General features: G+C 58.4%; 29 protein-coding genes and 2 tRNA genes. 20 read left to right on the top strand and 11 right to left on the bottom strand.

Annotated elements, in window-relative coordinates; translation table 11 throughout:
* Nucleotides 1–51: 51 nt before the first annotated feature.
* Entirely contained in the window at nt 52–783 is a 732-nt protein-coding gene (locus C6Y62_RS14545; protein ID WP_173954522.1) for an outer membrane protein, read from the top strand.
* A gap of 142 nt (nt 784–925) precedes the next feature.
* On the opposite strand, the gene C6Y62_RS14550 is transcribed toward C6Y62_RS14545, so the two are convergent.
* Genes C6Y62_RS14550 through C6Y62_RS14560 form a run of 3 tightly spaced genes read right to left on the bottom strand, consistent with a single transcriptional unit; the run spans nt 926 to nt 2,649 of the window.
* On the bottom strand, nt 926–1,456 hold the full coding sequence (locus C6Y62_RS14550; protein ID WP_173954621.1) for an autotransporter domain-containing protein: 531 nt from the start codon (nt 1,454–1,456) through the stop codon (nt 926–928).
* 6 nt (nt 1,457–1,462) lie between these two features.
* Entirely contained in the window at nt 1,463–2,089 is a 627-nt protein-coding gene (locus C6Y62_RS16780) for an autotransporter-associated beta strand repeat-containing protein (RefSeq protein WP_173954523.1), read from the bottom strand.
* Nucleotides 2,086–2,649 carry a hypothetical protein gene (locus C6Y62_RS14560; protein ID WP_173954524.1) on the bottom strand — a complete coding sequence of 188 codons (564 nt, stop codon included), beginning with the start codon at nt 2,647–2,649 and terminating at the stop codon, nt 2,086–2,088. Before C6Y62_RS14560 ends, C6Y62_RS16780 begins: the two co-directional genes overlap by 4 nt.
* Before the next feature lie 189 nt (nt 2,650–2,838).
* Between C6Y62_RS14560 and C6Y62_RS14565 the strand changes: the two genes are divergently transcribed.
* From C6Y62_RS14565 to C6Y62_RS14640, 16 genes are all read left to right on the top strand, one after another.
* Nucleotides 2,839–2,913 (top strand) — tRNA-Glu (locus C6Y62_RS14565).
* Between the two features lie 578 nt (nt 2,914–3,491).
* On the top strand, nt 3,492–4,697 hold the full coding sequence (locus tag C6Y62_RS14570; protein WP_173954525.1) for a tyrosine-type recombinase/integrase: 1,206 nt from the start codon (nt 3,492–3,494) through the stop codon (nt 4,695–4,697).
* Nucleotides 4,694–5,437, top strand: coding sequence for a hypothetical protein (locus C6Y62_RS14575; RefSeq protein ID WP_173954526.1), 744 nt, complete (start codon nt 4,694–4,696; stop codon nt 5,435–5,437). Before C6Y62_RS14570 ends, C6Y62_RS14575 begins: the two co-directional genes overlap by 4 nt.
* A gap of 2 nt (nt 5,438–5,439) precedes the next feature.
* On the top strand, nt 5,440–5,754 hold the full coding sequence (locus tag C6Y62_RS14580; protein ID WP_173954527.1) for a helix-turn-helix transcriptional regulator: 315 nt from the start codon (nt 5,440–5,442) through the stop codon (nt 5,752–5,754).
* Between the two features lie 188 nt (nt 5,755–5,942).
* The gene (locus C6Y62_RS14585) at nt 5,943–6,230 is read left to right on the top strand and encodes a hypothetical protein (RefSeq protein WP_173954528.1); all 288 of its coding nucleotides are present in this window, start codon (nt 5,943–5,945) and stop codon (nt 6,228–6,230) included.
* Nucleotides 6,227–7,429 carry a virulence-associated E family protein gene (locus tag C6Y62_RS14590; protein WP_173954529.1) on the top strand — a complete coding sequence of 401 codons (1,203 nt, stop codon included), beginning with the start codon at nt 6,227–6,229 and terminating at the stop codon, nt 7,427–7,429. Before C6Y62_RS14585 ends, C6Y62_RS14590 begins: the two co-directional genes overlap by 4 nt.
* 116 nt (nt 7,430–7,545) lie before the next feature.
* Entirely contained in the window at nt 7,546–7,728 is a 183-nt protein-coding gene (locus C6Y62_RS14595) for a hypothetical protein (RefSeq protein ID WP_173954530.1), read from the top strand.
* 17 nt (nt 7,729–7,745) lie between these two features.
* Nucleotides 7,746–7,994, top strand: coding sequence for a hypothetical protein (locus C6Y62_RS14600; RefSeq protein WP_173954531.1), 249 nt, complete (start codon nt 7,746–7,748; stop codon nt 7,992–7,994).
* 245 nt (nt 7,995–8,239) lie between these two features.
* Entirely contained in the window at nt 8,240–8,656 is a 417-nt protein-coding gene (locus tag C6Y62_RS14605) for a hypothetical protein (RefSeq protein WP_173954532.1), read from the top strand.
* Nucleotides 8,653–10,143 (top strand): hypothetical protein, encoded by a 1,491-nt coding sequence (locus C6Y62_RS14610; RefSeq protein WP_173954533.1) that lies wholly within the window; start codon nt 8,653–8,655, stop codon nt 10,141–10,143. Before C6Y62_RS14605 ends, C6Y62_RS14610 begins: the two co-directional genes overlap by 4 nt.
* 76 nt (nt 10,144–10,219) lie before the next feature.
* Nucleotides 10,220–11,098 (top strand): hypothetical protein, encoded by an 879-nt coding sequence (locus C6Y62_RS14615; protein ID WP_173954534.1) that lies wholly within the window; start codon nt 10,220–10,222, stop codon nt 11,096–11,098.
* A gap of 68 nt (nt 11,099–11,166) precedes the next feature.
* A complete protein-coding gene (locus C6Y62_RS14620) occupies nt 11,167–11,526 on the top strand; it encodes a hypothetical protein (RefSeq protein ID WP_173954535.1) in 360 nt (119 codons plus the stop codon).
* Nucleotides 11,517–14,069: a tape measure protein gene (locus C6Y62_RS14625; protein ID WP_173954536.1), complete on the top strand. Its 2,553-nt coding sequence runs from the start codon at nt 11,517–11,519 to the stop codon at nt 14,067–14,069. Before C6Y62_RS14620 ends, C6Y62_RS14625 begins: the two co-directional genes overlap by 10 nt.
* Nucleotides 14,069–14,371, top strand: coding sequence for a hypothetical protein (locus C6Y62_RS14630; protein WP_173954537.1), 303 nt, complete (start codon nt 14,069–14,071; stop codon nt 14,369–14,371). The genes C6Y62_RS14625 and C6Y62_RS14630 overlap by 1 nt, the downstream gene beginning before the upstream one ends.
* Complete coding sequence (locus tag C6Y62_RS14635) at nt 14,368–14,628, top strand: hypothetical protein (protein ID WP_173954538.1); 261 nt, start codon at nt 14,368–14,370, stop codon at nt 14,626–14,628. The genes C6Y62_RS14630 and C6Y62_RS14635 overlap by 4 nt, the downstream gene beginning before the upstream one ends.
* Before the next feature lie 117 nt (nt 14,629–14,745).
* Nucleotides 14,746–15,213: a hypothetical protein gene (locus C6Y62_RS14640; protein ID WP_198491364.1), complete on the top strand. Its 468-nt coding sequence runs from the start codon at nt 14,746–14,748 to the stop codon at nt 15,211–15,213.
* Between the two features lie 43 nt (nt 15,214–15,256).
* Here the strand turns inward: C6Y62_RS14640 and C6Y62_RS14645 are convergent, their stop codons facing one another.
* Genes C6Y62_RS14645 through C6Y62_RS14660 form a run of 4 tightly spaced genes read right to left on the bottom strand, consistent with a single transcriptional unit; the run spans nt 15,257 to nt 16,769 of the window.
* Nucleotides 15,257–15,718, bottom strand: coding sequence for a hypothetical protein (locus tag C6Y62_RS14645; protein ID WP_173954540.1), 462 nt, complete (start codon nt 15,716–15,718; stop codon nt 15,257–15,259).
* Between the two features lie 4 nt (nt 15,719–15,722).
* Nucleotides 15,723–15,995, bottom strand: coding sequence for a hypothetical protein (locus tag C6Y62_RS14650; RefSeq protein ID WP_173954541.1), 273 nt, complete (start codon nt 15,993–15,995; stop codon nt 15,723–15,725).
* A gap of 2 nt (nt 15,996–15,997) precedes the next feature.
* Nucleotides 15,998–16,468 (bottom strand): hypothetical protein, encoded by a 471-nt coding sequence (locus C6Y62_RS14655; RefSeq protein ID WP_210258075.1) that lies wholly within the window; start codon nt 16,466–16,468, stop codon nt 15,998–16,000.
* Complete coding sequence (locus C6Y62_RS14660; RefSeq protein ID WP_173954543.1) at nt 16,461–16,769, bottom strand: hypothetical protein; 309 nt, start codon at nt 16,767–16,769, stop codon at nt 16,461–16,463. Before C6Y62_RS14660 ends, C6Y62_RS14655 begins: the two co-directional genes overlap by 8 nt.
* Before the next feature lie 157 nt (nt 16,770–16,926).
* Between C6Y62_RS14660 and C6Y62_RS14665 the strand changes: the two genes are divergently transcribed.
* The 3 genes from C6Y62_RS14665 (at nt 16,927) to C6Y62_RS14675 (ending at nt 18,351) form a co-directional block, all read left to right on the top strand.
* Complete coding sequence (locus C6Y62_RS14665; RefSeq protein WP_173954544.1) at nt 16,927–17,136, top strand: hypothetical protein; 210 nt, start codon at nt 16,927–16,929, stop codon at nt 17,134–17,136.
* Entirely contained in the window at nt 17,133–17,648 is a 516-nt protein-coding gene (locus tag C6Y62_RS14670; protein ID WP_068464210.1) for a DUF488 domain-containing protein, read from the top strand. Before C6Y62_RS14665 ends, C6Y62_RS14670 begins: the two co-directional genes overlap by 4 nt.
* Nucleotides 17,649–17,823: 175 nt before the next feature.
* Nucleotides 17,824–18,351: a hypothetical protein gene (locus C6Y62_RS14675; RefSeq protein ID WP_246274755.1), complete on the top strand. Its 528-nt coding sequence runs from the start codon at nt 17,824–17,826 to the stop codon at nt 18,349–18,351.
* Here the strand turns inward: C6Y62_RS14675 and C6Y62_RS14680 are convergent.
* The 4 genes from C6Y62_RS14680 to C6Y62_RS14695 all read right to left on the bottom strand — a co-directional run bounded on the left by C6Y62_RS14680 (nt 18,348) and on the right by C6Y62_RS14695 (nt 19,897).
* On the bottom strand, nt 18,348–18,617 hold the full coding sequence (locus tag C6Y62_RS14680; RefSeq protein WP_173954545.1) for a hypothetical protein: 270 nt from the start codon (nt 18,615–18,617) through the stop codon (nt 18,348–18,350). The genes C6Y62_RS14675 and C6Y62_RS14680 overlap by 4 nt on opposite strands.
* Nucleotides 18,614–18,895 carry a RepB family protein gene (locus C6Y62_RS14685; RefSeq protein WP_173954546.1) on the bottom strand — a complete coding sequence of 94 codons (282 nt, stop codon included), beginning with the start codon at nt 18,893–18,895 and terminating at the stop codon, nt 18,614–18,616. The genes C6Y62_RS14680 and C6Y62_RS14685 overlap by 4 nt, the downstream gene beginning before the upstream one ends.
* A complete protein-coding gene (locus C6Y62_RS14690; protein WP_173954547.1) occupies nt 18,892–19,524 on the bottom strand; it encodes a ParA family protein in 633 nt (210 codons plus the stop codon). The genes C6Y62_RS14685 and C6Y62_RS14690 overlap by 4 nt, the downstream gene beginning before the upstream one ends.
* A 279-nt stretch (nt 19,525–19,803) precedes the next feature.
* A tRNA-Ser gene (locus C6Y62_RS14695) sits at nt 19,804–19,897 on the bottom strand.
* Between the last annotated feature and the right edge of the window lie 57 nt (nt 19,898–19,954).

The following is a 19,954-nucleotide window of genomic DNA, read 5'->3' on the forward strand; positions in this document are numbered from 1 at the left end:
CGAACAGGATTATGGAAGAAGTCTAGTTTAGTGTTGTGTTGGGAGTTGCGTATGTTGCGTTCAGGCATTTGTGGTGCCGCATTTGCGGCCATTCTCGCTGCATCCCCTGCGGTTGCCCAGGATCATAATTGGTCCGGCCTCTATCTCGGCGCTCATGGCGGCTACGGTTGGGCAGATACCGACTATCCGGGCACCCCTGCACATCCGACGGGAGCTCCGCGCCCTGATCTTGAGGGTGGCTTGGTCGGTGGCCAGGTTGGCTACAATCACCAGATCAACAACATCGTGCTGGGCGTTGAAGCCGATTATTCGTTCACGCACATGGCGGAAACCGCCCGCGACGGCAATTTCATCACGCAGGATCACGAACTGTCCGGTTTCGGCAGCATTCGCGGCCGCCTTGGCTTCGCTTCTGGCAACTGGCTGATTTACGGCACCGCCGGTTGGGCATGGAACCGCTCGGAGCACAATCAGACGTGCCCAGCTGGCGCATTGGCTGGAACGCATTGCGCCACTGCAGGACAGTACAACCTCAGCAAATCCGAGACTGAAACCGGTTGGGTCTATGGCGCGGGCGTTGAAACCGCGATCACCGAAAACTGGTCGCTCCGCGCTGAATACCTCCGCTACGACTTCGACAGCGAAGGCTATAATCTGGGCACAGCACCGTCGGGCGTTGTGATCGGCACCAAGACGCTTGAGCATGAAGTCGATGTCGTTCGTCTTGGCGTAAACTATCGCTTTGGTGGACGTTCTGACCATCATCCGGTGTCGCTCAAGTAAGCCGAGCGTACGCAGGCAGGTTGGGCGCGAAACACGCCGTGTGCCGCATGTTGCTAGAAAGGGGCCGTAACAGGCCCCTTTCGTGTTTTCGCTTATCGCGCTTGCCATGTCACGTGGGCGGCTTTTGATTGATGCCACCCGATCACCAAGCAACTTTGACGCCGAGTTTACCGTCGTAGGCGTTGCCGTCGGCGTGCTCGCCGATGCCGACAAGATAGGATGCGTTGGCGTAGATCGCAGCGCCGTCGCCGATGTCGGTTGAGAAGCCGGTGTTGATCTCGAATGTCGTGCCGCCCATGTCGGCCGCAAACGGAATGAAGCCGGTGGCGGATGAAAACTTCGTCTTCGGATCACCGAGGAACTCGTACCAGAAGTTGGGCCGCACCCACGCCGTGAACGTCGACGGTTCGCCCGTCAGCCATGTCGGTGCGCCGAAGTCCTGTGCGAAGCGGACGCCGATGCGACCCACCAGCGAGTTGACGTTGTCGAAGTGCACCTGTGCTGCGACATCCGAACCGTTGTTGAGATTGACAGTCTGATAGGCGAGCTGCGCCTGCGGTTCGATGCTGAAGCCACCCAGCCCGGTGTAAACCGGATAACCACCTTCAAGCGAAGCACCGAAGGCGCCGCCGTCGGTGGTGAGCTTGTCGATGCGGTTGGATTTGGCGTCAATATCGTATCACGATCCTAACAGCAGCGCGTCGACGTAAGCGTTACTCGGAGTGTAGTGCGTCCATGCGCCCATCGAGACGACACCTGCGTTGGTCAGATCGAGGATATATTGATCGAAGCCATTAAGGTCGAGCGTTCCACCCGACATCACCGTGGTCGGCGAAGCTATCATAAACGCGTTATACTGACCTGCCTGCAAGGTGCCTTCATAAACCAACGTATCCCCGGTGAAGGCACTGTTCGATGCGCTCAGCACCCACGTGCTGGTGCCGACCTTTTCGAACGTCTGGAAGTCGTTGAGTTGCGTTCCCAGAAGTGAAACATCGAAGCTGCTGTTTGTGCAGACGCCAAGCGCCAGCGTGTTGGTCGATACTGCGGAGTTCACATCGCCGATGATGTTCCAGCCCGCCCACAGCTCCAGCCGCTTGGTGCCTCCTGCGAAATAGATCGCGTCGCTGCGTACGACGTCTTCACCATCGAGGCCGCCCCCGATCGTGCCGGAATTCACAATGCTCAGGCTGCCGCCGTAGATGCCATAGCCGCCCGCTCCAACGGTGCCTGTGCCAGTCGCATCAGCCCATCCACCGTTGCCACCTTGAATGGTGCCGTGGTTGGTGATGGCAAGACCATTCACTCCGTGATCTCGTAACCGCCTGATCCGCCGCTGCTGACTGGAATAGGGAGGGGCATCGCCGCCGTTGCCTCCAGCCACCGTTCCGGTTTGCGCGTTGAGGAATGTGCTGTTGTTTCCGGAAAAGATGATGCCGTTACCGGCGCCGCCGCCACTGGCGCTTGCAGGCTCAGGGGCTGCACCCGCAGCGCCTCCATTGCCTTGCCACCCTGAATGAAGCCCGTATTGCTATTTGCTCCGCCACTTCCGGTGACGAGAGTGCCGGCGCCGCCTGCACCGCCGCCGCCATTGCCACCTTGACCAAAGTCCGACGGGACGCCACCTGCACCTCCCTCACCGGGTAAGCCCCCCGGTCCTGCTGTTCCAGCCGTACCGACGCCAAAAAATGTCGACACCGTTCCGAAGCGTTTCAGAACGGCTGCACCAAGTGCCCAGTGAGCTTTCGATGCCGGATCCAGTCTGTTGTCCACCAGCGTCCTGATAGCGCTGCTGCGAGCTGGCTCCGTCGCGCCGAACGTCATCGTCTTCGCTGAGCAATGACGCATAGAAGTATCGGTCATCATCGTGACCTCGCCGTCGCTGAGATCGTGCCGCCGCGGGACATGACTGAAGAAACGACGTTATCTCCGAGGGTTAGCCGGTCGCCGGGCGGTATTATGTGGACAAAGCAGCGGACGCAGACCCGGGCCGTTTCGCCGCGCCCGAGTGTTGCTTGCGCGAACGGCAAATCACCCCTATACCCATGCGCCTGCGGTCCCTTCGTCTATCGGTTAGGACGTCAGATTTTCAATCTGAAAAGACGGGTTCGACTCCCGTAGGGACCGCCAGCATCACAAGCTAATCTGCGGGCAAAGCTTGGTTTTCGGGGCGCCCTCCGACTGTTTTCTCCAATGGGTCTGTGGCACTCACTCGGAGCCAGAGTTCTCCGCGCCAACAACATTTCCGCCAAACCTTTCCTGTTCGGCTTCGACGCCGATACGATAGCGCGGGCGATGCCCGGCTCGGCTATTTCCCGCAGCGGTACTCAAAAGGTTTGAGATAATTCGAGGGTCGTGAGGCGGCCCGGCGGGCTCAATGCAATATGGAAAACGAGCGCTTGTGGGGTGGAGATGCTGTCTGACAGCCGCCTAGTCATCAGACCGCGTCTCACGGACGCTCGATGCCCTAAGAGCCAGATCTAAAACATGTTTTTCTGAATGATGAATGGCGGAGACGGAGGCCTTTCTTTGGCGCTCTGAAGGCATCTAAAGCCGTCCAGTAACCCGCTAATATACAACGGTGAATCGTTAGCGCGCGTGTCTGGACCTTTCCGTATTTGTCCCGCAGAATCCGCCCACTGATTTGTAGGCAAGCTGAAGGCTAGGTGGTTCGGCGGATAATGAGGGCTTCAAACAGGCTGACCGCGATGACGGTCTCAAAGATCAAAGACTCGGGGCGTTATGCTGACGGTCATGGACTTTACCTCCAAGTCTCCGAGTGGGGCACAAAGTCTTGGATCTTCCGATATATGCGGAACGGCCGCGCGAGGCACATGGGGCTCGGCCCGTTGCACACGCTTTCCCTAGCAGAGGCGCGCGAGCGTGCCAGGAAGGCTCGGCAGGCGCTCCTTGATGGCATAGATCCCATTGATTTGAGAATGGATGTGCAACGCGCGGCAAAGGCCGATGCGGCGAAGCGCACGACGTTCAAAGATGCCGCCGAAAAGTACATCGCGGCTCACAAGGCTGGATGGAAGAACACGAAGCACGCGGACCAATGGGAGGCAACACTTAAGCTTTATGCCTACCCTATCATTGGCGGACTGACGGTGGCCGACATCGGGATTGGCCACATCACCAATGTGCTCGAACCGATCTGGCTCGCAAAGACCGAAACGGCGAGCCGAGTTCGAGGTCGTGTCGAGGCAATTCTCGACTGGGCAACAGTCCGTGGGCACCGAACTGGCGACAATCCCGCTCGCTGGCGTGGGTGTCTCGATAAGCTTTTGCCGGCAAAGACCAAGGTTCGCCGGGTCAAGCACATGGCTGCGATGCCTTACGCGGATGTGGCGTCGTTTATAGGCGAGCTGCGTGATCGACCGGGCTTTTCTGGCAAGGCGCTGCAGTTCGCGATCTTCACCGCCTGCCGCACTGGGGAGGTGACAGGGGCGCGTTGGGACGAGATCGACCTGACGGAACAGCTTTGGTCCATCCCCGGCGAACGAACGAAATCAGGACGCCAACACCGTGTTCCATTGTCAAAGCCTGCGATGACTCTGCTGACCAACCTGCCTTGCGTAAAAAACGAACCTTTTATCTTTCCCGGTGGGAAAGAAGGTGCGGGGTTATCGAATATGGCGATGCTTGAGCTTCTGCGAGAAATGCGTGGGAAGGGGCTGACCGTGCACGGCTTCCGCAGCTCATTCCGTGACTGGTGCGCAGAGCAGACAAACTTTCCGCGAGAGATTGCCGAGGCCGCCTTGGCGCACGTTCTCAAGGACAAGACCGAAGCAGCGTATCAACGCGGCGATCTTTTGGAGAAGCGCCGGAAGTTGATGGAAGCGTGGTCGAGCTATTGCACGCGGCCCGCGGCGACGGCGGATAACGTGCGGCAGTTGAGGGCGGCAGGATGACGGATGCTGACTTAATGGCCGAACCCAAATGGGTAGTGCGGCGCCAACAGTTGTTGGCAGAAGAAAAAGCGGTCGATCAAAGCGCCACTGAAGTAGCCGCGTGCCCGGTGGAATTTGAGGCTCGTAGCGAAGGAATCGAACCCCAGAACAGCGCAATAAATGAACTCGCTGATGGCGAACGAAGTTGGGAAGAACGGATTGTTCAACTCGGTTCTTTTGGGACGGCTTCGCAAAGCGCTGTGACGCGCTGCGAAGAAATCATGTTGACCGTTGAGAGGCCTGAAGAAATTGAGTTCACAGATACCCCAGAAGGGCATGCGGATCTTGTCCTCTGCAGTGTGAACTGGGCTGAAATGTTTATAGCTGACGGAGACGCGGACAAGGCGGCATCAAGCGCATTTTACGCTGGCATATGCTGGGCCCTGTTGAATCTTGAGCCAGACTCAGTGCGCGGTAGAAAGCTTTTGGAAAGCGCACGGCAAGGTCATCAAGCTGTCCACGGAGACGAGACAAGCAAAATGGCTCTCTGGGACGCGATGTATCGAGACTACGCCGCGGAAATCGCCAAAGGCACGAAGAAGACTGCCGCCGCAGCACTCGTTGCCGAAAAATATGGTGTTTGCGACAGAACAGTGCGGAACGCGCAGAAGTATATTTCTAAAAGAAAATCGTTGGAAAGTCCGGCCACTTTCCAAAATGATATGAGGCACGGTGAACCTCGGCAAATCGCGGAGGAATGAAGATGCCATCGGCACTAGATGAGCAAAGTCAACACCCGGCCAATATCTGGGCTGTCGCAGCTCGCAATACGTCAGCACCGCCTCGACTTATTCGGCTGAAAGAGGTCGCTCGCCGCACCGGTCTTGGTCGCTCGACGATCTACGCGATGATCGCGGTGAACCTGTTCCCGCGCCAAGTTGAGTTGACGTCTTCGCGGTCAGCATGGGTTGAAGCCGAGGTTGATGCTTGGATCGCAGAGCGCATGAAGAACCGGCGCTATCAGGCTGGCATTCGTCGCACTGCTGCACGGCGGAAGCGGAAGGCGCAGGCCGCATAAAATAAAAGCCCGTCGAGCGGTCGCACGCTCAAGGGCTCGTTGTACTCGTATTTGTTTGTTGCGTCCTGCGTATCGCGCCCCTGCCAGGGGGTATTCGATCCATGGGAGCCAGTAGACGATGACACTCTCTACATACCGCTTCGCCGCTCGCGATGCAAGTGCTCCCGCAGAAAATGCAGGAGCGGAATTTGACTATCCACATCCGACCGCCGCAGTTCGCGGGGCAAGCACGGACGCCGCGCGAACGTGACATTCGCTATCGCGGCGCACTCCGCATCCGCGTGCGCGACATCAACGCCGAGATCGACGCGCTCATAGCTGAGGTCGAACAACGAGACATCGACACGGCCGGAATGGTTGAGCGGGTCCTGTCGCTCATGGACGATCGCGCGCAACTCGTTCGCGCGGGTGGCATGCTGACGGGCCGCATTCGTAGCGCTGGCGCCGACGACCGCCGGGGGTGTGCGGCGGCATGAGCAAAAGACGAAAGTTTCTCAAAGAAAACTGTTTGTGCACTGACACTGGTAAGCCAATTCCCAACGTGGCGAATGCGCTCGTTTGGCTAGGTCAGTGCGCGTCCGATCGCTTTCGTTATGATGAGATGGCGCGCGAGGTCTCAGTTGTTCAAACGTCAGCCGGCAAGGCAATCGAGCAACATCCCCTTACCGAGAACGACGCCACCGAAGTGCAGGTTGCCATGCAGAAGGATGGATTGACCCGCATTGGAAAAGACGTGGTGCTTCAGGCTATTGCCGCACACGCGGACAAGCGCCGCTTTCATCCGGTGCGTGAATACCTCGGCGCATTATCGTGGGATGGCCGTGAGCGGTTGAAATACGCCGCCGCCGCATACTTCGGCGTTGAGCAGTCCGATTACGCAGCTTCTATTCTCACCATGTTCTTCATCAGCATGGTGGCTCGGATCTACAAGCCCGGATGCAAAGCCGACTACATGCTGATCCTGGAGGGCGCGCAGGGGCTCTGCAAATCTACAGCGTGTAGCATCATTGGCGGCACATACTTTTCAGATGGCTTGCCGGATGTTTCGCACAAGGACGCTTCACAGCACCTCAGAAACAAATGGCTGATTGAGGTAGCCGAACTCGAAGCTTTGAACCGCGCTGACGCGACCCGGATCAAGGAATACATCACGCGTCCGGTGGAACGTTATCGACCGAGCCACGCGCGCCTTGAAGTAACCGAGCCACGCCAGTGCGTGTTCATCGGAACAACGAACAGCACTCGCTACCTCAAGGATGCAACAGGTGGGCGGCGGTTTTGGCCGCTCAAGGTCAAATCTATAGACACCGCTCGCCTTGCATCGGATCGCGACCAATTGTTTGCAGAGGCGGTCGAGCGGTATCGCCGGGGGGAGCAATGGTGGCCAGACCGGACATTCGAGCGCCAGCACATCACCCCTGAGCAAGAAGCGCGATACGATCCCGATGTGTGGCTTGAGCCTATATCTGACTACCTGCGGGGCAAGAACCAGATCCTCATCAAGCAGGTGGCCACAGATGCCATCGGGCTGAACATGGGCAGCGTCAAGAGACAAGAGCAGAACCGTATAGCCGAGGTTTTGACGCAAATCGGCTGGACGCGATCCGAGAAAAAAGACCGGCGGGGCTACTTCCCGTGGGTCAGCCCGTCAGCAGTGAACCACCATGCGAGGTGACGGATGACGGATGACGACGGACGTCATTCCTATAGACCCCCTGTAAAATCGTACGCAACCTCTATGGAAAAGTCATCCGTCAACGTCCGTCATCCGTCACTCAAAAGGAGCAAGCAGTGACAGACCGCAGCAACAGCTTTCCGCCCTCGATACCGCTTTGCCGGCTCTACGAGCGCACGTCGAAGAAGGGCAATCCGTACCTCACCGGCAGGCTCGGCACAGACTACACCAAACGATCGGCAGCAGACGAAATGGCCATGCGTCGGTCGCAAGAACCAATCGACCGGACGTTGCTGTGATGAGGGAGGGAAAGACCATGAGCACACAGACAGACAAGCACCGCGCCGAACTCGATGCGTGGGTTCGCGAGAAGGTCGAACGTGAGGGGGCGGAATACTGCGAGCTCGTGCAATGCCTCATCGACTTCTCGCTCGATGAACTGGCCTCCGGGGCACCGAACGCTCATTCGTTGGCGCAGGCCTATCTGATGGTTTCTGAGGGCATCAGTCAGCGCGTCAACGATCTGGTTCAAGCCAGCGTGATGCACGAAGTCTCGAAGCACTGAGCTGGGAACCGTGAGTCCCGCGCCCATACAACCTGCCAGCCGAGCGTTTTCTGCGACGGCAGCCAGACGGTGGTTCAACTGGCTGCAATTCGATGGTGCGGCGGACATATCATCCGCCAAGCACCAGTAAAATCAGGCGTATTTGTTGTGTTTTGGTGCTGCCGGTGAAGACTAACAACGCGCCTGCCTACAAAGCTTGGCGTTGAAAATGGCTCGGCAACGGAAGACGGAAGGAAGACGTTTGCATGCAACAGGAAGCCGGAAGCACACCGAACGCAGAGCGCCGACTGCGCAAACGGCAACGGGTCAAGATCGCGCTGCCGACCGTCGCGACGCTCGATATGAGGACGCGCGCGGGGCAGCTCTACAAGAACACCCGCGAAGCGATCATCGCAGACCTCGGCGGCAGAGACCAGCTCAGTCGTGCGGAGCTTGAGCTTATCGAGCGCTGCGCCGGGCTGGCAACCAGGCTGTCGGCTGCCGACGCCGAGCTGTTGAGCGGCAAGCCACAGAGCCTCGCGGCGGGCGAATACGCGACGCTGTGCAACTCCCTGGCGCGCACCCTCACCGTGCTGGGCCTGCAGAGGCGCCAAAAGGACGTCACGCCAACGCTGCGGGCTTACATCGACGCTAAGGCGCATCAGGGGGCTCGGGCGGCATGAAGTACATCGACGCACGGCATGACCCTAACTTGTTCGGCCCCTGGTTCTCCGGTTCGTCTTGGGGCACGTGGGACGTGATCGCCAAGGCGGTCTTTGGAGAGGCGTTGACGGCTGCTGAATTGAAGGTGTTTGCCGATCTTGCCGGGCACAACTGCGCACCAACAACGCAGGTCGATGAGGTCTGGATCGCAGGTGGTCGGCGTGGCGGCAAGGACGTTAACGCTGCCTCGCTGGTGGCCTTCCTCGCGACGGTCGGTGCAGAGCTGCTGAACTTCCGCATGCACCTCACACGCGGCGAACGTGGCGTCGTGCAATTGCTTGCCGTCGACCGTGACCAGGCGAAGATCGCGATGGGATATCTCAAGGCCTACTTTGAACAGCCGCTGCTGGCACAGACGGTGCTGAACATGACGGCCGACACCATCGAGTTGAACAACGGCCTTTCCGTCGAGATCACAACCAACGACAAGCGCCGTGTTCGCGGGCGCACCGTTGTCGCCTGCGTCCTGGACGAGGTCGCTCATTGGCTGCCGTCCGAGAACAGCACCAACCCCGACACCGAGGTTTATCGGGCGCTCAAGCCTGCAATGGCGACGATCCCGAATGCGCTGCTGATCGGCATCAGCTCACCCTACGCGCGCCGTGGTTTGTTCTGGAAAAAGTACCAGGCACACTATGGCAAGCCGGGTCGCGTGCTGTTTCTCAAGGCTCCGACTTGGACGCTCAACCCGACACTGCCGCGTGATGGTGATTTCCTCACTGAGGCATTCAACGACGATCCTATCAACGCCGCCAGCGAGTTCGGCGCAGAGTTCCGGGCTGACGTCGAACGTTTCGTCAACCTTGAGGTGGTGCAGGCCTGCGTATCGCCTGGCATCTTCGAGCGCGCGCGCGTTGCCAACGTCAAGTATCAGGCATTCGTTGATCCTGCGGGCGGTTCCGGCACCGATAGCATGACGCTCGCCATCGGGCACCGCGACGGTGAAACGGCCGTGCTTGATGCTGTGCGTGAACGTAAACCGCCATTCTCGCCGGAGGCTGTGGTCACGGAGTTTGCAGAGACGCTGAAAGCTTTCGGCATCACGCGCGTGACGGGTGATCGGTACGCGTCTGAATGGCCTCGCGAACAGTTCAGAAATCACGGCATTGCCTACGACGTTTCTCAGAAGACCCGCAGCGATTTGTATCGCGACATGTTGCCAGTGCTGAACAGCGGCAAGGCTGACTTGCTCGATAACGCCAAGCTCATTGCGCAGATCGTGAGCCTCGAACGTCGCGTTTCGCGCGGCGGCCGGGAGATCATCGACGCCCCGCCTGGTGGTCATGAAGACTTATGCAACGCCGTTGCCGGCGTGATCGAAATGTGTGCCGTGCGTCGCGTGTTCAAAGGGCCTACGGCGGTCGTGGGGACGTGGGGCCGGCCATCTGAGTATTCCGATGAGTCTGAGGCTCCGTGCCCTTACGTCGGTCGCGTCGATCGGTACTGAGTCAGCGAAGTTGCGTTCTGTTTGTTGCGTTGGAGTCGAGGTGCGAATGCAAAACAAAAACTGAGAGAGATACACAATGTTGAAAAGTCTGCCGGGCCGGGATGGCCGCATTTCTGTCGACAACCAGTATGTTGGCCTTTGGAATTGGGGCGACAAGCGAGACCCTATCTTTGCCAAGCTCAAGGATGCCTACGACAGCGGGCTGAACGCCGCTCGCGAGTTTGGGAAGCGTCGGGGCGAGTTGGAAAAGAACGACCACCTGACGCCGGAAGGCCGAAAGTTTGAGTTGGAAAAGTGGGCACGCGCATCAGCGATCCCGCCGATCGCCAAGGCTCGCAAACTGGCACTGCCTGCCGCGAAGCGTGAGCTTGAAGCCCGTGTAAACCGATTGCACGTCGAAGGTCCGGATAAGTCGGACCTTGCTGGGGCTGTTATGCGTGGCGAGATCCGCGCCTGGCTACGGGGCATGACGCAAAAGGAGCGCGCTGCAGTTCTGGCTGGCGATGTCGATCCGCAGATTGCTTTGGCAATCGTTGAGGCCCCGCCGGCGCTTTCTGGCGTGATCCCCGCGCGCCACCAGCGCCTCGTTGAGCAGGCCGTCGAGGCACTTCACCCTGGTGAGCGTGCCGAGGTCTCGGATCTTCGGGAAGCCGTCGAAACAGTCGAGCGCATGATCGGTGCTGCCGAAACGACCATGCGCGGCGCATTCATGATGACGACGCGGGCGTTTCAGCAGTGGATCGACGGGGCTCCGCTCGATGGCGTAAGCCGCACCTTCCTCAAGCAGCGCGACGGGCATGTATACGCCTTCACACGCGGCGCAGACGGGCAGGTGAAGCAGGAGATCGCAAGCGTCGACCAGATCACTGTCGGCATCTGGATCAAGGACGATGATCCATCCACCCACATCCCGAAAGACTGGTTGGGCGGGAGCGTTCTTGGCAAGGCCGCATAACGAGTTGCGCGTAGTTAGGGGGCGGCTGGGAAACCGGCCGTCCCTGTTGGGCATTCAAAGGAAAGCACATGGAAAATTCAAAGGCATTGAAGGCCGCTGTGGCCGGACGGAAGCGTGATCGTGCGTTCTTTAATTGCAACCCAGATCGTCGCTTCCGTGCGCGCCGGGCGCTGCCTCACGAGATGGAGTTTCTTCGGGATGGCGTGCCGTACGAAGGCGAGTGGCTTCTCGTCTGGCACAACCCGCTGGACGAGATCATTTGTATACCGCTCAAACCTGACAGCCGCGCGGCAATTGTCGATGACGAGGCGTTCTTATCTGTGATGTTTTCGGAAATAGTTGCGCACAAAGGTTTCGGCGGACGTATCCGGTTCAGCGGTGAACAGGCGCTTGAGATGCGCCAGAAAGCAGGCATCCAATGGCCTTAGAACTTGCAACGCTCGGCTTCAAGATTGAATCCGACGACACGCTGACGGCGGAACAGCGGCTTGCGATGCTCGTTGAGACAGGCAAACGCGCCGAGGGCCAGGCCATGCGCATGGTTGCCGCTGGTGACCGTGTGCAATCCGGTCACGCGCGAATGGCTGTCGCCGCTGAAGCTGCGCGCCGCGCCGCCGGTGGCCTGTCGGTGCAAAGTGCCGACGCCGCCGACAAGCTGCGTAAGATGGCTCAAGCGGCGGCCGCGCTAGATGGTCCGCTTGGTGGCGTTGCGTCACGCATCAGTTCGTTGGGATCTTTAATTCGGCAAACGAGCGTTGGTATGGCCGTGCTCGCGACTGGCGCCGCCGCAGCGGTTCTAGCCGTGACGCGGTTCGGTGCTCAGTTTGCAGACTCGTGGTCCGATATGTCTAGTCGTGTCGGTTTGGCGATTGGTGATATGGACTCCGCTGCAATCGTGATGGACCGACTGGCGACGGTTGCCAGGCGGACCTATTCGGCGACCGAGTTGACGGCGGAAAGTTTCTTAAGATCGTCAACGACCTTGCGTGAGCTTGGCAAATCCACTGCCCAGCAACTCGATTACATCGAGAGCTTGAATCTTGCACTCGTCGCCAGCGGCGCGAAGGGTGACCGAGCGGTGCAGGTGCAGGATGCGCTCGGGCGTGCCATGGCGCTCGGTGCGCTGCGGGGACAAGAACTTGACACCGTGATGACGCGCGGCGGCCTGGTGGCAGAGGCCATTGCTGAAGAACTAGGCGTAACGGTGAACCAGCTTCGCGCACTGGCAGCGCAAGGCAAAATTACCGGCAACGTCATGTTCGATGCTATGACCAAGCGGTTGCAACATTTCCGAAAAGAAAACGAAAAGATGCCGGCCACGTTGGCGGACGGGTTCGGGCAGATCGGCAATTCGTTCTTGAGGCTGATCGGCGCTTATGATCAGGCGGGCAAGTTCAGTGAATCGGTCGCGATGGGTTTCGTGGCGGTCGCGGACAATCTACAGGCGGTGGCGCGCGCTGCCGTAGTGGCCGCAAGCTCCATCGCGCTTGTGTACAGTGGCGCAATCATCGGCGGCATTCGATTGCTGGCGACAACGATCACAAGTTATGCCCTTGCTGCAGTCAAAAGGCTGACTTTGGCCATCGCCGCAAACCCGCTTGGCGCTTTGGCGGTTGTTATTGGGACGGTAGTGTCAGTGCTCTGGCAGTTCAGTGACCGCATGGTCCAGGTTGCTGGCCGGACGATCCATCTCGGCAACACGCTCGAAGCTGTCTGGACCACTGTCACCGAGTCCGTGAACATCGCGATCACTGCAATCACGACATTGCGAGACTGGCTATGGAACAAGCTTGGCATTGACGGCTTCGCCTCTATGGCAAAGTCGGTGTTCAACGGCATTGCGGAATCCGCCACCAATCTTGCAACGTCCGTATGGGGCTTTATCAAGCGCAATTGGAGCGCTGCGGCTGACATAGCGGAATCTGGCGCGGCCCGGCTCAAGCAGCACATGAGCGAACTCGATACCGACACCAGAAAGGCGGCTGACAGCATCGTGGCGTCGGTGACGAAGATCGGCAAGGCTTGGAACGCAGTCGATGTTACTCGCCTCGCCTTCGCTGCCAACATGCCGTCAGATGTTGCCATCCTGCCGCAAAACAAGAACACACCGCCGCCATCGGGCCTTGGCGATATGTCCGCGTACGACAAGGCCGTCGAGCAAACTCAAAAGCGCATCGATGGCATGCGGATCGAATCGGCGTCATACGACATGGCGGGCGGCGCTGCTGCACGCTACCGCACGGTCATGGAACTGACGAACCTCGCGACGTCAGAAGGCATAGTTCTCAACGAGAGTCAGATTGCGCAGGTTCAACGGCTTGGAAAAGAGGTGGAATCGCTCACGGCCCATATGGATGCGAAGCAGGTGATGACTGCGAACCTCACCCCGTATGAGGCATACGGCAAGGAAATTGAGCGGCTCAACTATCTCGTTAATCAGGGCGCGTTGTCGTGGGAGGAATACGGGAAGGCCGCTGAAAGAGCCGCCGAAAACGCGGGCATTGCATGGCACCAGACTGCCGACACAATCATGGGTGCGATTGTTGCTGTCGCCAAGTCGTCGGGTGAGTCCAACAGAACAATGTCAAAGGTCGCGCAGGCGGCAGGCATAGCACAGGCAATCGTCAACACTCACGTCGGCATAACCAAGGCGCTAGCCTCTGCGGCACCACCGTGGAACTTTGCGCTCGCTGCTGCTGTAGCTGCGCAGGGTTTTGCATCTGTCGCTGCCATCCGAAGCCAGAGCGCTGCAGTGTCTTCGATCTCTGTCCCAACCACTGGCGGCTTATCCTCTGGCTCCGTCCCGTCTGTGCCAACTGTCGCGGATAGCAAGCCGACGCCGCCAGCGACTACGATTGTCATCAATGGCGAACGGTTTGGGTACAAAGAGATTGAAGAATTGGTTGACCGACTGAGCGAGCATGGTCGTGACGGTGGTCGGATTGTCGTGCAGCGAGGGAGCGACTGGTAATGGAGAAAATCATCAACAACGACAACAAGCCCGTGGACGTCATCGTGACAGACAGACTTGTGCGGCCGCTTGGGAATACCGTCAAGATTGCGATCTGGGCAATCGTCGATTGCCTGGCGCGCGAGAACCCCGGAAAGCGAGCTGAAATTGAAGAACGGCTATTGGCGGTGGCGGAGATCCTCGACCGTGATCAGGAGCAGGCATCGAAGTACGACACCGACTTTCTTCGCGAGCTTGCTGAAATCATGCATTTGCGAACGCCGACACCATGGAAGCCGCGTGTCGTGGAGAACGAGGAATGAGCTGGCATTATCTGCCGGTCTGGGTCGACCATGAACATTGCGTGGAATTCACCCTCTGTGAGGTCTACCTCGACAGTGAGGGAAGGCTGAAATCATGGACCGAAAAGCCGGCGATGACGCCTCAGGGCGACGACCTCGACGATTTAAGGGCTATGCTGGAGCAGATGCTTCAAGACGCGAACAGGTGGGAACCTGTTCGCCATGCTGACCTAAAAGTCGGGATGGTGCTTAAGAAGCGCTCACGCGGCGAGGCGTAGCCAAGTGGAGAGGGATCAGCCGCCGTAGCTCTATAAAAAGGTGCGTTGCGAAAACTCGCCTCCACAACCATAAGTATGCCTGATTTGTCTTGTCACCATGCCGGCCTTGCAACGCGTATGGTGATTGAAATGGACGGCATGGAAGATTTTGGAGAGCGTTTTCTCAAGGCCAACGCGAATGTTGACTACATGGCAAGCGTTCTGGCTCAGATGCTTCGAAACTGCATGCGGGCCTCAGCATCGCAAGACCCCGCCGGACAGACCTACGAAGCAATGCAGAATTACATGACCTTGCAAAAGCTGGTTGGCTACTCGGAAGGCGTCAAGGCGTATGAGCTTTTCGAAAAAGCCATCGCAGAGCTGCGTATTGATGAGCAGAACAATCGGGTTGATGCCGCTATCGTGCACGCGGCGAAGATGGGCCTGCGGGTGCTGGTCGAAAAATCTTGCTATGATGGAGCTGCCGGAGGTCGAGCAAGTCGCCGCGAAGATGAGTTTCTAAACGCGATCGAGCGCATAGAGCCTGCTCGTGAGGAAGAAAGAAAAAAGTGGGAGCAGCGGCATCAGCGTTCGGATGGGGCGTAGTCAAATGGTAGGGGAGCACGCGATGTGGCTCCCCTTTTTCGGCTCAACCGGCGGGCAGGTCAAACACCTTGGGCGACAGAGCATAGCCTCGCGATATAAGTTCCTGCTCCATCCGATGATGCAGTGATTGCGGAACGAAGCCCCAACGCTTCCAGCGCTTGATTTCCTCTGCGCTTTCGCCTGACCAGTCGCTAACCGCACGAATGCCACCAAATGCCTTGAACATTTCGGCAACGGTCGCCACCGGCTTCGCAACACTGCATAGTTCCGAAACGATGATCCGCGAAAACAGATCGTCGCCGTGCAAGTCGAGGCCATCGAGATACTTGCGCTTGCGCCGTGCCTCGGAAGGGCTTGCAGGGCGGTAAAGCGCCAGTGCGGCTAGTGCCTTGTCGCGGGCCTTGCCGGCCGCACGTTGTCGGCGCTCGCCGGCATTTGCGTCGATGGCTGCGATATAGGCATCGAGGGCCGTTTCATGGCTTGAGATGAGGTCTCTGAGCGTCATTGTGTCAGCTCCGATATTCAATCGGCGCGGGCGGATTAAGTCTCTTGTCAGCGCGATAAAGTGCGAGCGACAAGGCTTTCGTTTCCTCCTCGATGCACGATGCCAGCTTGCGAATTGCGTTGGCGGCCATCGGATAAAAACCGTCAATTTCATGTGAGATCAAATCCACCGCGTTGGCGAGCCTGATAATGCCGTCGATTCGCTGTTCAAGGTTCGGCACCGGTATCAGGCACATTTCTTCCGTGGCGCTCGGTTCTGGTTGGGTGGTGATGCTCATGATCATACCTCCTGCCGGCGGTAGCCACTCGGCAGTAGGGCCGGAGCTCGTGCGTTGAAGGCGTTGCAGTTGAGAAGCTCTAGGCCGTTCCACAAGGAACGCTTCGTCTCGTGCAGCAAATCCCCGATGAGCGCGAAGGTGCCATCCTGGATTTCGTGCATCCGGTGGCCCTCGCCGCGTAGCATCATCAGGTCGTCAACCAGCCGGGCGATGCATTCAATGCGATAGAGCTGGCATTCGATGCGTGGTGCATCCGCGAGATATTCGCGCCATGCGTTGGCGTCACGGATGAGCAGCTCCTGCCGAATTGCAGCGGCGCGGGCTGCATCTATCTCGGCGGCTGACGGCGGCACGGCTTTGACTGCGGGCGCGCGCTTGGTGCGCTTCGGTGCCGAAGCGTCTTTAGCCTTGCGCGCTTTTCGCATTGGCGCAGGCGTTGCGGCTGCGATGTTGTGGTTCATGTGCCTAGCCATTGCAGCGACCTCCGAACTGGAGCATCGCCCGCAGCAATGCGCGCTCGACATCGAGCAGGTGGCCGTCGCAGAACACTTCATCCGGCAGGCCGTTTTCGTCGGTGGTCCAGCGCTCGGCTACGACCATTTCCGCAAGGTCGAGTACGTCGTTCCAGGTGGTCACCGGACGCTCGATCAGCGCAACGATGGCATTGTCAACGAGATCGCTGGCAACGGCAGCGCGCTTCTCATCGCCTGCCCACACGCGATCGACGTAAGCAGAACGGGCTTGGTTGAAGCGGCGCAGTTCGGTGGATTGCATGCGTGGCGCACATGGGCGCGGGCGCAATTGTGGTGTAGAAGTTACGGTAGCTCTGAGCATGGCTTCCATCCGTGCTTGGGGTTAGGCCCTTGCTTGGTGTTGACGCACCGGCAAGGGCCGTTTGCTTTTGCAAGTTAATTCGTGATATCATGCGGACATGAGCAAGTCAATTCGCGATATCAAAAAAGTCGGCCGCCCGAAAACAACGGGGACAGGCACAATTATTGGCGCACGCTGGCACGATGCTGAGTTGAGCGAGATCGACGATTGGCGCCGCAATCAGGAAGACATCCCGACGCGCGCCGAGGCGATCAGGCGGTTGGTGCGGATTGCTCTCGACAGCTTGAGCAAGAAGGGAAAGCGATGAGCGTTGTGTTCACGGTTGGCTACGAGGGAACCGACATTGAGCGGTTCGTTCGTACATTGAAATTCGCAGGCATCAAACAATTGGCTGACGTACGCGCAGTAGCTATTTCCCGTAAGGCTGGCTTTTCCAAGACCAAGCTCTCGGCACGACTTGCCACGGAGGGCATTGCTTACTCGCATTTCGTCGCCTTGGGCGATCCTAAGCCGGGGCGAGAAGCCGCGCGAGCCGGCAACTATGACTTGTTTCATTGTATATATAATGCGCATATTGCGACAAAAGACGCTCGAGATTCGTTGCGCGGGTTAGTTGATTTTGTGAGCGTCGGGCCGACCTGTTTGCTCTGCTTCGAGCGCGAACCCGAAGTTTGTCACCGATCGATTGTCGCGAAAGAATTGATCCAAGAGACCGGTTTTATCGTTTTTAATTTGTTTGCAGATGATCCGGAGCGCTATGTCCGACAGGCTTCAAAGTTGCCGCGTTTCAATCCTCGTAAAGGCGTTGCCGCAGCGTAGCATCAATCATGGGGAGACGGTTTGCTGTGCGGGAGTAACCTCTGAAGGCAAATTCAAGAGACTGTTTCCGGTCAGATTTCGGCATCTTTCCGACCAAGCGTCATTTAGTCGTTGGGATTGGGTCAGCTTTAATTACCGCTCTCCTACAAGAGATAGGCGCGAGGAAAGCTGCCACGTGATGGAAGACTCCATTGTCGTCAAGGGCAGCATGTCGGTAAAGGACCGAGCGCCGTTTCTTAGTGGGCTCGTGTCGCCATCGGTAAGTCACGCCGCGTCGACAGGAAAGTCTTTGGCGCTGATACGCCCGAAAAACACCGAATTCTACTACAGGCGGAAAACCCAGAAAGATCTTGAAGATGAGCGGCGGACCTACGCTGAAGCCGCAAGGCAGGGGTCTTTTTTCGATGAACAGCTAAAAGCCCTAGAGCCAAGCCCTTTTGAATTCAGATTTAAGTTTAGCGATGATGCAGGGCCGCATGATTATGCGAACGGTGATTGGGAGGCGCACGCCATGTTTTTCCATGGTCGCCGTCGCGAGGGAACGGACCAAGCTGCATTAGATTGGATGTCAAAAACGTTCAACGAGGAATATCCTCGGAAGGGCATGATGTTCTGTGTCGGAAACATGGCTGCTCGTCCGCACACTTGGCAGCTCCTTGGAGTGCTGAGGGTGGATGAAACAGGCCAATCTTCGCTGCTCTAAATATGCTTTCTCCGTGTCTTAAACCTCAACCCGCTAATCCACACGTCGTCACTTGCAGTGTCGACGTGGCAGCGTAGTTTGAGCGCACCGATGATGTCGCGAAGCTGCTGTCCTAGTTCGTCGGGGGGCAGGGCTTCGAGCTGCTGCCGGTCGCACCAGTCGGGATAGAGGCTGTGGATCTTGCGCAGTGAGACGGCAGCACCCGGCACGCTTGGCGCTATGGTGCTGTTCAGGAACGCGGAGACGTGTTCGCGTGCGGCGGTCATTTTATGCCCTTCGCCTTGGCCGCCTTCTCGATGAGCTGTTCGAGCAAATCGGCCTGCGAAATGCCCTCAGCTTCGCAAAGCGCCTTCGCGAGATCGGAAACAGACTTCCGCACGCGGGTGTTGAGCGGGGTGTTGCGCGTCTCTCGTTTCTTGCGGCGCTTGTCGTTCACGGCCATGCCGGCCCGGCGCTCGGCGCGCGCGCGGCGTTCGACGTTGGCGTGACTGCCGAAAGCTCCAAGCAGCGCCTGAAAGTTATGGTCGTCGGCTTCCTGGCTCATCGGCTGCCGCCTTTCTCAAGCGCGGCCTTTATCTCGGACCATAGTGCGTCGATTTCCTCCGCAGCGCGCTTGTCGCTGCCTTCCGCGCCGGTCTTGCCAGATGCCATGGCCGCCATGAAAGCCGATCTATGGGCCACTACAGCCCCCGCAATGGGCACGCCAGCGCCTTGCAGATATTCCCGCGCCGATGCCAAGCCCTTCCAGCGCGCATCAGCATCGTTGAACACACAGAGGTAAGGCCTTCCGGCTTCGGCAGCGAGCTGCACCGCGCCTTCGCTACCGATTAGATCCAACGCCCCTGGCCGCAGCGGAATCACCGAGAGGTCAGCGGTTGCAATGGCATCGGCAACTGTGGGCACGAATGCCGGCGGGGTGTCGAAGATCACAAGGTCGGGCGCCTCGGTGAGCCCAAGGGCTTCCATCGCTTCGCTGGCCAGATCGGCATTGTGGAATAACGTCAGACCTGCCTTGTCGGCGCGGCGGCCGAACCAGTCGGCAACGCTTTCCTGCGGGTCGAGATCTACCAATGCCACCCGCAGACCGTCCTGCACAGCGCGCACCGCGAGCGCAGCCGCTAGCGTGGACTTTCCGACGCCGCCCTTCAGGGATGCAAGCGCAATCGCCTTCATCTGCTAGCACCTCGAATATTGCTAGCAAATAAGATAGCGCTTTCCCTAGCAGACACCAAGCGCAAGCAGTAATTATGCGCTAGCATTTCTGGTGCTTCCCACGTGAAGCAATGGAGCATGGTCAAGAGTGACAATTCTTCGGAAGCCTAAACGCGTGTTGCATTTCGACAACACCTAAAAAGCGGCGTATTTGACCGGATCGTCTCTTGTAGGCAGAGATGTAGCGCCTTGGCGGTCGCCAGGAAAAAGCTATGTAATTCAATTGGTTAAGCTGATGAATGGCGGAGACGGAGGGATTCGAACCCTCGATACGTCTTTAAAAACGTATAACGGTTTAGCAAACCGCCGCCTTCAGCCTCTCGGCCACGTCTCCACAAGCGTGCGGTAATAGATGCGACCCGCTGCGAATGCAAGCCGCCGTTTGTCTCCA

The organism is Hyphomicrobium sulfonivorans (genome assembly GCF_013306565.1).
Taxonomy (GTDB): Bacteria; Pseudomonadota; Alphaproteobacteria; order Rhizobiales; family Hyphomicrobiaceae; genus Hyphomicrobium_A; species Hyphomicrobium_A sulfonivorans.

What these genes read in the sequence shown, in the direction of transcription:
- C6Y62_RS14545 (WP_173954522.1), top strand. Translation starts at nt 52, where the DNA reads ATGTTGCGTTCAGGCATTTGTGGTGCCGCATTTGCGGCCATTCTCGCT.
- C6Y62_RS14560 (WP_173954524.1), bottom strand. Translation starts at nt 2,649, where the DNA reads ATGATGACCGATACTTCTATGCGTCATTGCTCAGCGAAGACGATGACG.
- C6Y62_RS14570 (WP_173954525.1), top strand. Translation starts at nt 3,492, where the DNA reads ATGACGGTCTCAAAGATCAAAGACTCGGGGCGTTATGCTGACGGTCAT.
- C6Y62_RS14575 (WP_173954526.1), top strand. Translation starts at nt 4,694, where the DNA reads ATGACGGATGCTGACTTAATGGCCGAACCCAAATGGGTAGTGCGGCGC.
- C6Y62_RS14580 (WP_173954527.1), top strand. Translation starts at nt 5,440, where the DNA reads ATGCCATCGGCACTAGATGAGCAAAGTCAACACCCGGCCAATATCTGG.
- C6Y62_RS14590 (WP_173954529.1), top strand. Translation starts at nt 6,227, where the DNA reads ATGAGCAAAAGACGAAAGTTTCTCAAAGAAAACTGTTTGTGCACTGAC.
- C6Y62_RS14600 (WP_173954531.1), top strand. Translation starts at nt 7,746, where the DNA reads ATGAGCACACAGACAGACAAGCACCGCGCCGAACTCGATGCGTGGGTT.
- C6Y62_RS14605 (WP_173954532.1), top strand. Translation starts at nt 8,240, where the DNA reads ATGCAACAGGAAGCCGGAAGCACACCGAACGCAGAGCGCCGACTGCGC.
- C6Y62_RS14610 (WP_173954533.1), top strand. Translation starts at nt 8,653, where the DNA reads ATGAAGTACATCGACGCACGGCATGACCCTAACTTGTTCGGCCCCTGG.
- C6Y62_RS14615 (WP_173954534.1), top strand. Translation starts at nt 10,220, where the DNA reads ATGTTGAAAAGTCTGCCGGGCCGGGATGGCCGCATTTCTGTCGACAAC.
- C6Y62_RS14620 (WP_173954535.1), top strand. Translation starts at nt 11,167, where the DNA reads ATGGAAAATTCAAAGGCATTGAAGGCCGCTGTGGCCGGACGGAAGCGT.
- C6Y62_RS14625 (WP_173954536.1), top strand. Translation starts at nt 11,517, where the DNA reads ATGGCCTTAGAACTTGCAACGCTCGGCTTCAAGATTGAATCCGACGAC.
- C6Y62_RS14630 (WP_173954537.1), top strand. Translation starts at nt 14,069, where the DNA reads ATGGAGAAAATCATCAACAACGACAACAAGCCCGTGGACGTCATCGTG.
- C6Y62_RS14635 (WP_173954538.1), top strand. Translation starts at nt 14,368, where the DNA reads ATGAGCTGGCATTATCTGCCGGTCTGGGTCGACCATGAACATTGCGTG.
- C6Y62_RS14640 (WP_198491364.1), top strand. Translation starts at nt 14,746, where the DNA reads ATGGTGATTGAAATGGACGGCATGGAAGATTTTGGAGAGCGTTTTCTC.
- C6Y62_RS14645 (WP_173954540.1), bottom strand. Translation starts at nt 15,718, where the DNA reads ATGACGCTCAGAGACCTCATCTCAAGCCATGAAACGGCCCTCGATGCC.
- C6Y62_RS14650 (WP_173954541.1), bottom strand. Translation starts at nt 15,995, where the DNA reads ATGAGCATCACCACCCAACCAGAACCGAGCGCCACGGAAGAAATGTGC.
- C6Y62_RS14655 (WP_210258075.1), bottom strand. Translation starts at nt 16,468, where the DNA reads ATGGCTAGGCACATGAACCACAACATCGCAGCCGCAACGCCTGCGCCA.
- C6Y62_RS14660 (WP_173954543.1), bottom strand. Translation starts at nt 16,769, where the DNA reads ATGCAATCCACCGAACTGCGCCGCTTCAACCAAGCCCGTTCTGCTTAC.
- C6Y62_RS14665 (WP_173954544.1), top strand. Translation starts at nt 16,927, where the DNA reads ATGAGCAAGTCAATTCGCGATATCAAAAAAGTCGGCCGCCCGAAAACA.
- C6Y62_RS14670 (WP_068464210.1), top strand. Translation starts at nt 17,133, where the DNA reads ATGAGCGTTGTGTTCACGGTTGGCTACGAGGGAACCGACATTGAGCGG.
- C6Y62_RS14680 (WP_173954545.1), bottom strand. Translation starts at nt 18,617, where the DNA reads ATGACCGCCGCACGCGAACACGTCTCCGCGTTCCTGAACAGCACCATA.
- C6Y62_RS14685 (WP_173954546.1), bottom strand. Translation starts at nt 18,895, where the DNA reads ATGAGCCAGGAAGCCGACGACCATAACTTTCAGGCGCTGCTTGGAGCT.
- C6Y62_RS14690 (WP_173954547.1), bottom strand. Translation starts at nt 19,524, where the DNA reads ATGAAGGCGATTGCGCTTGCATCCCTGAAGGGCGGCGTCGGAAAGTCC.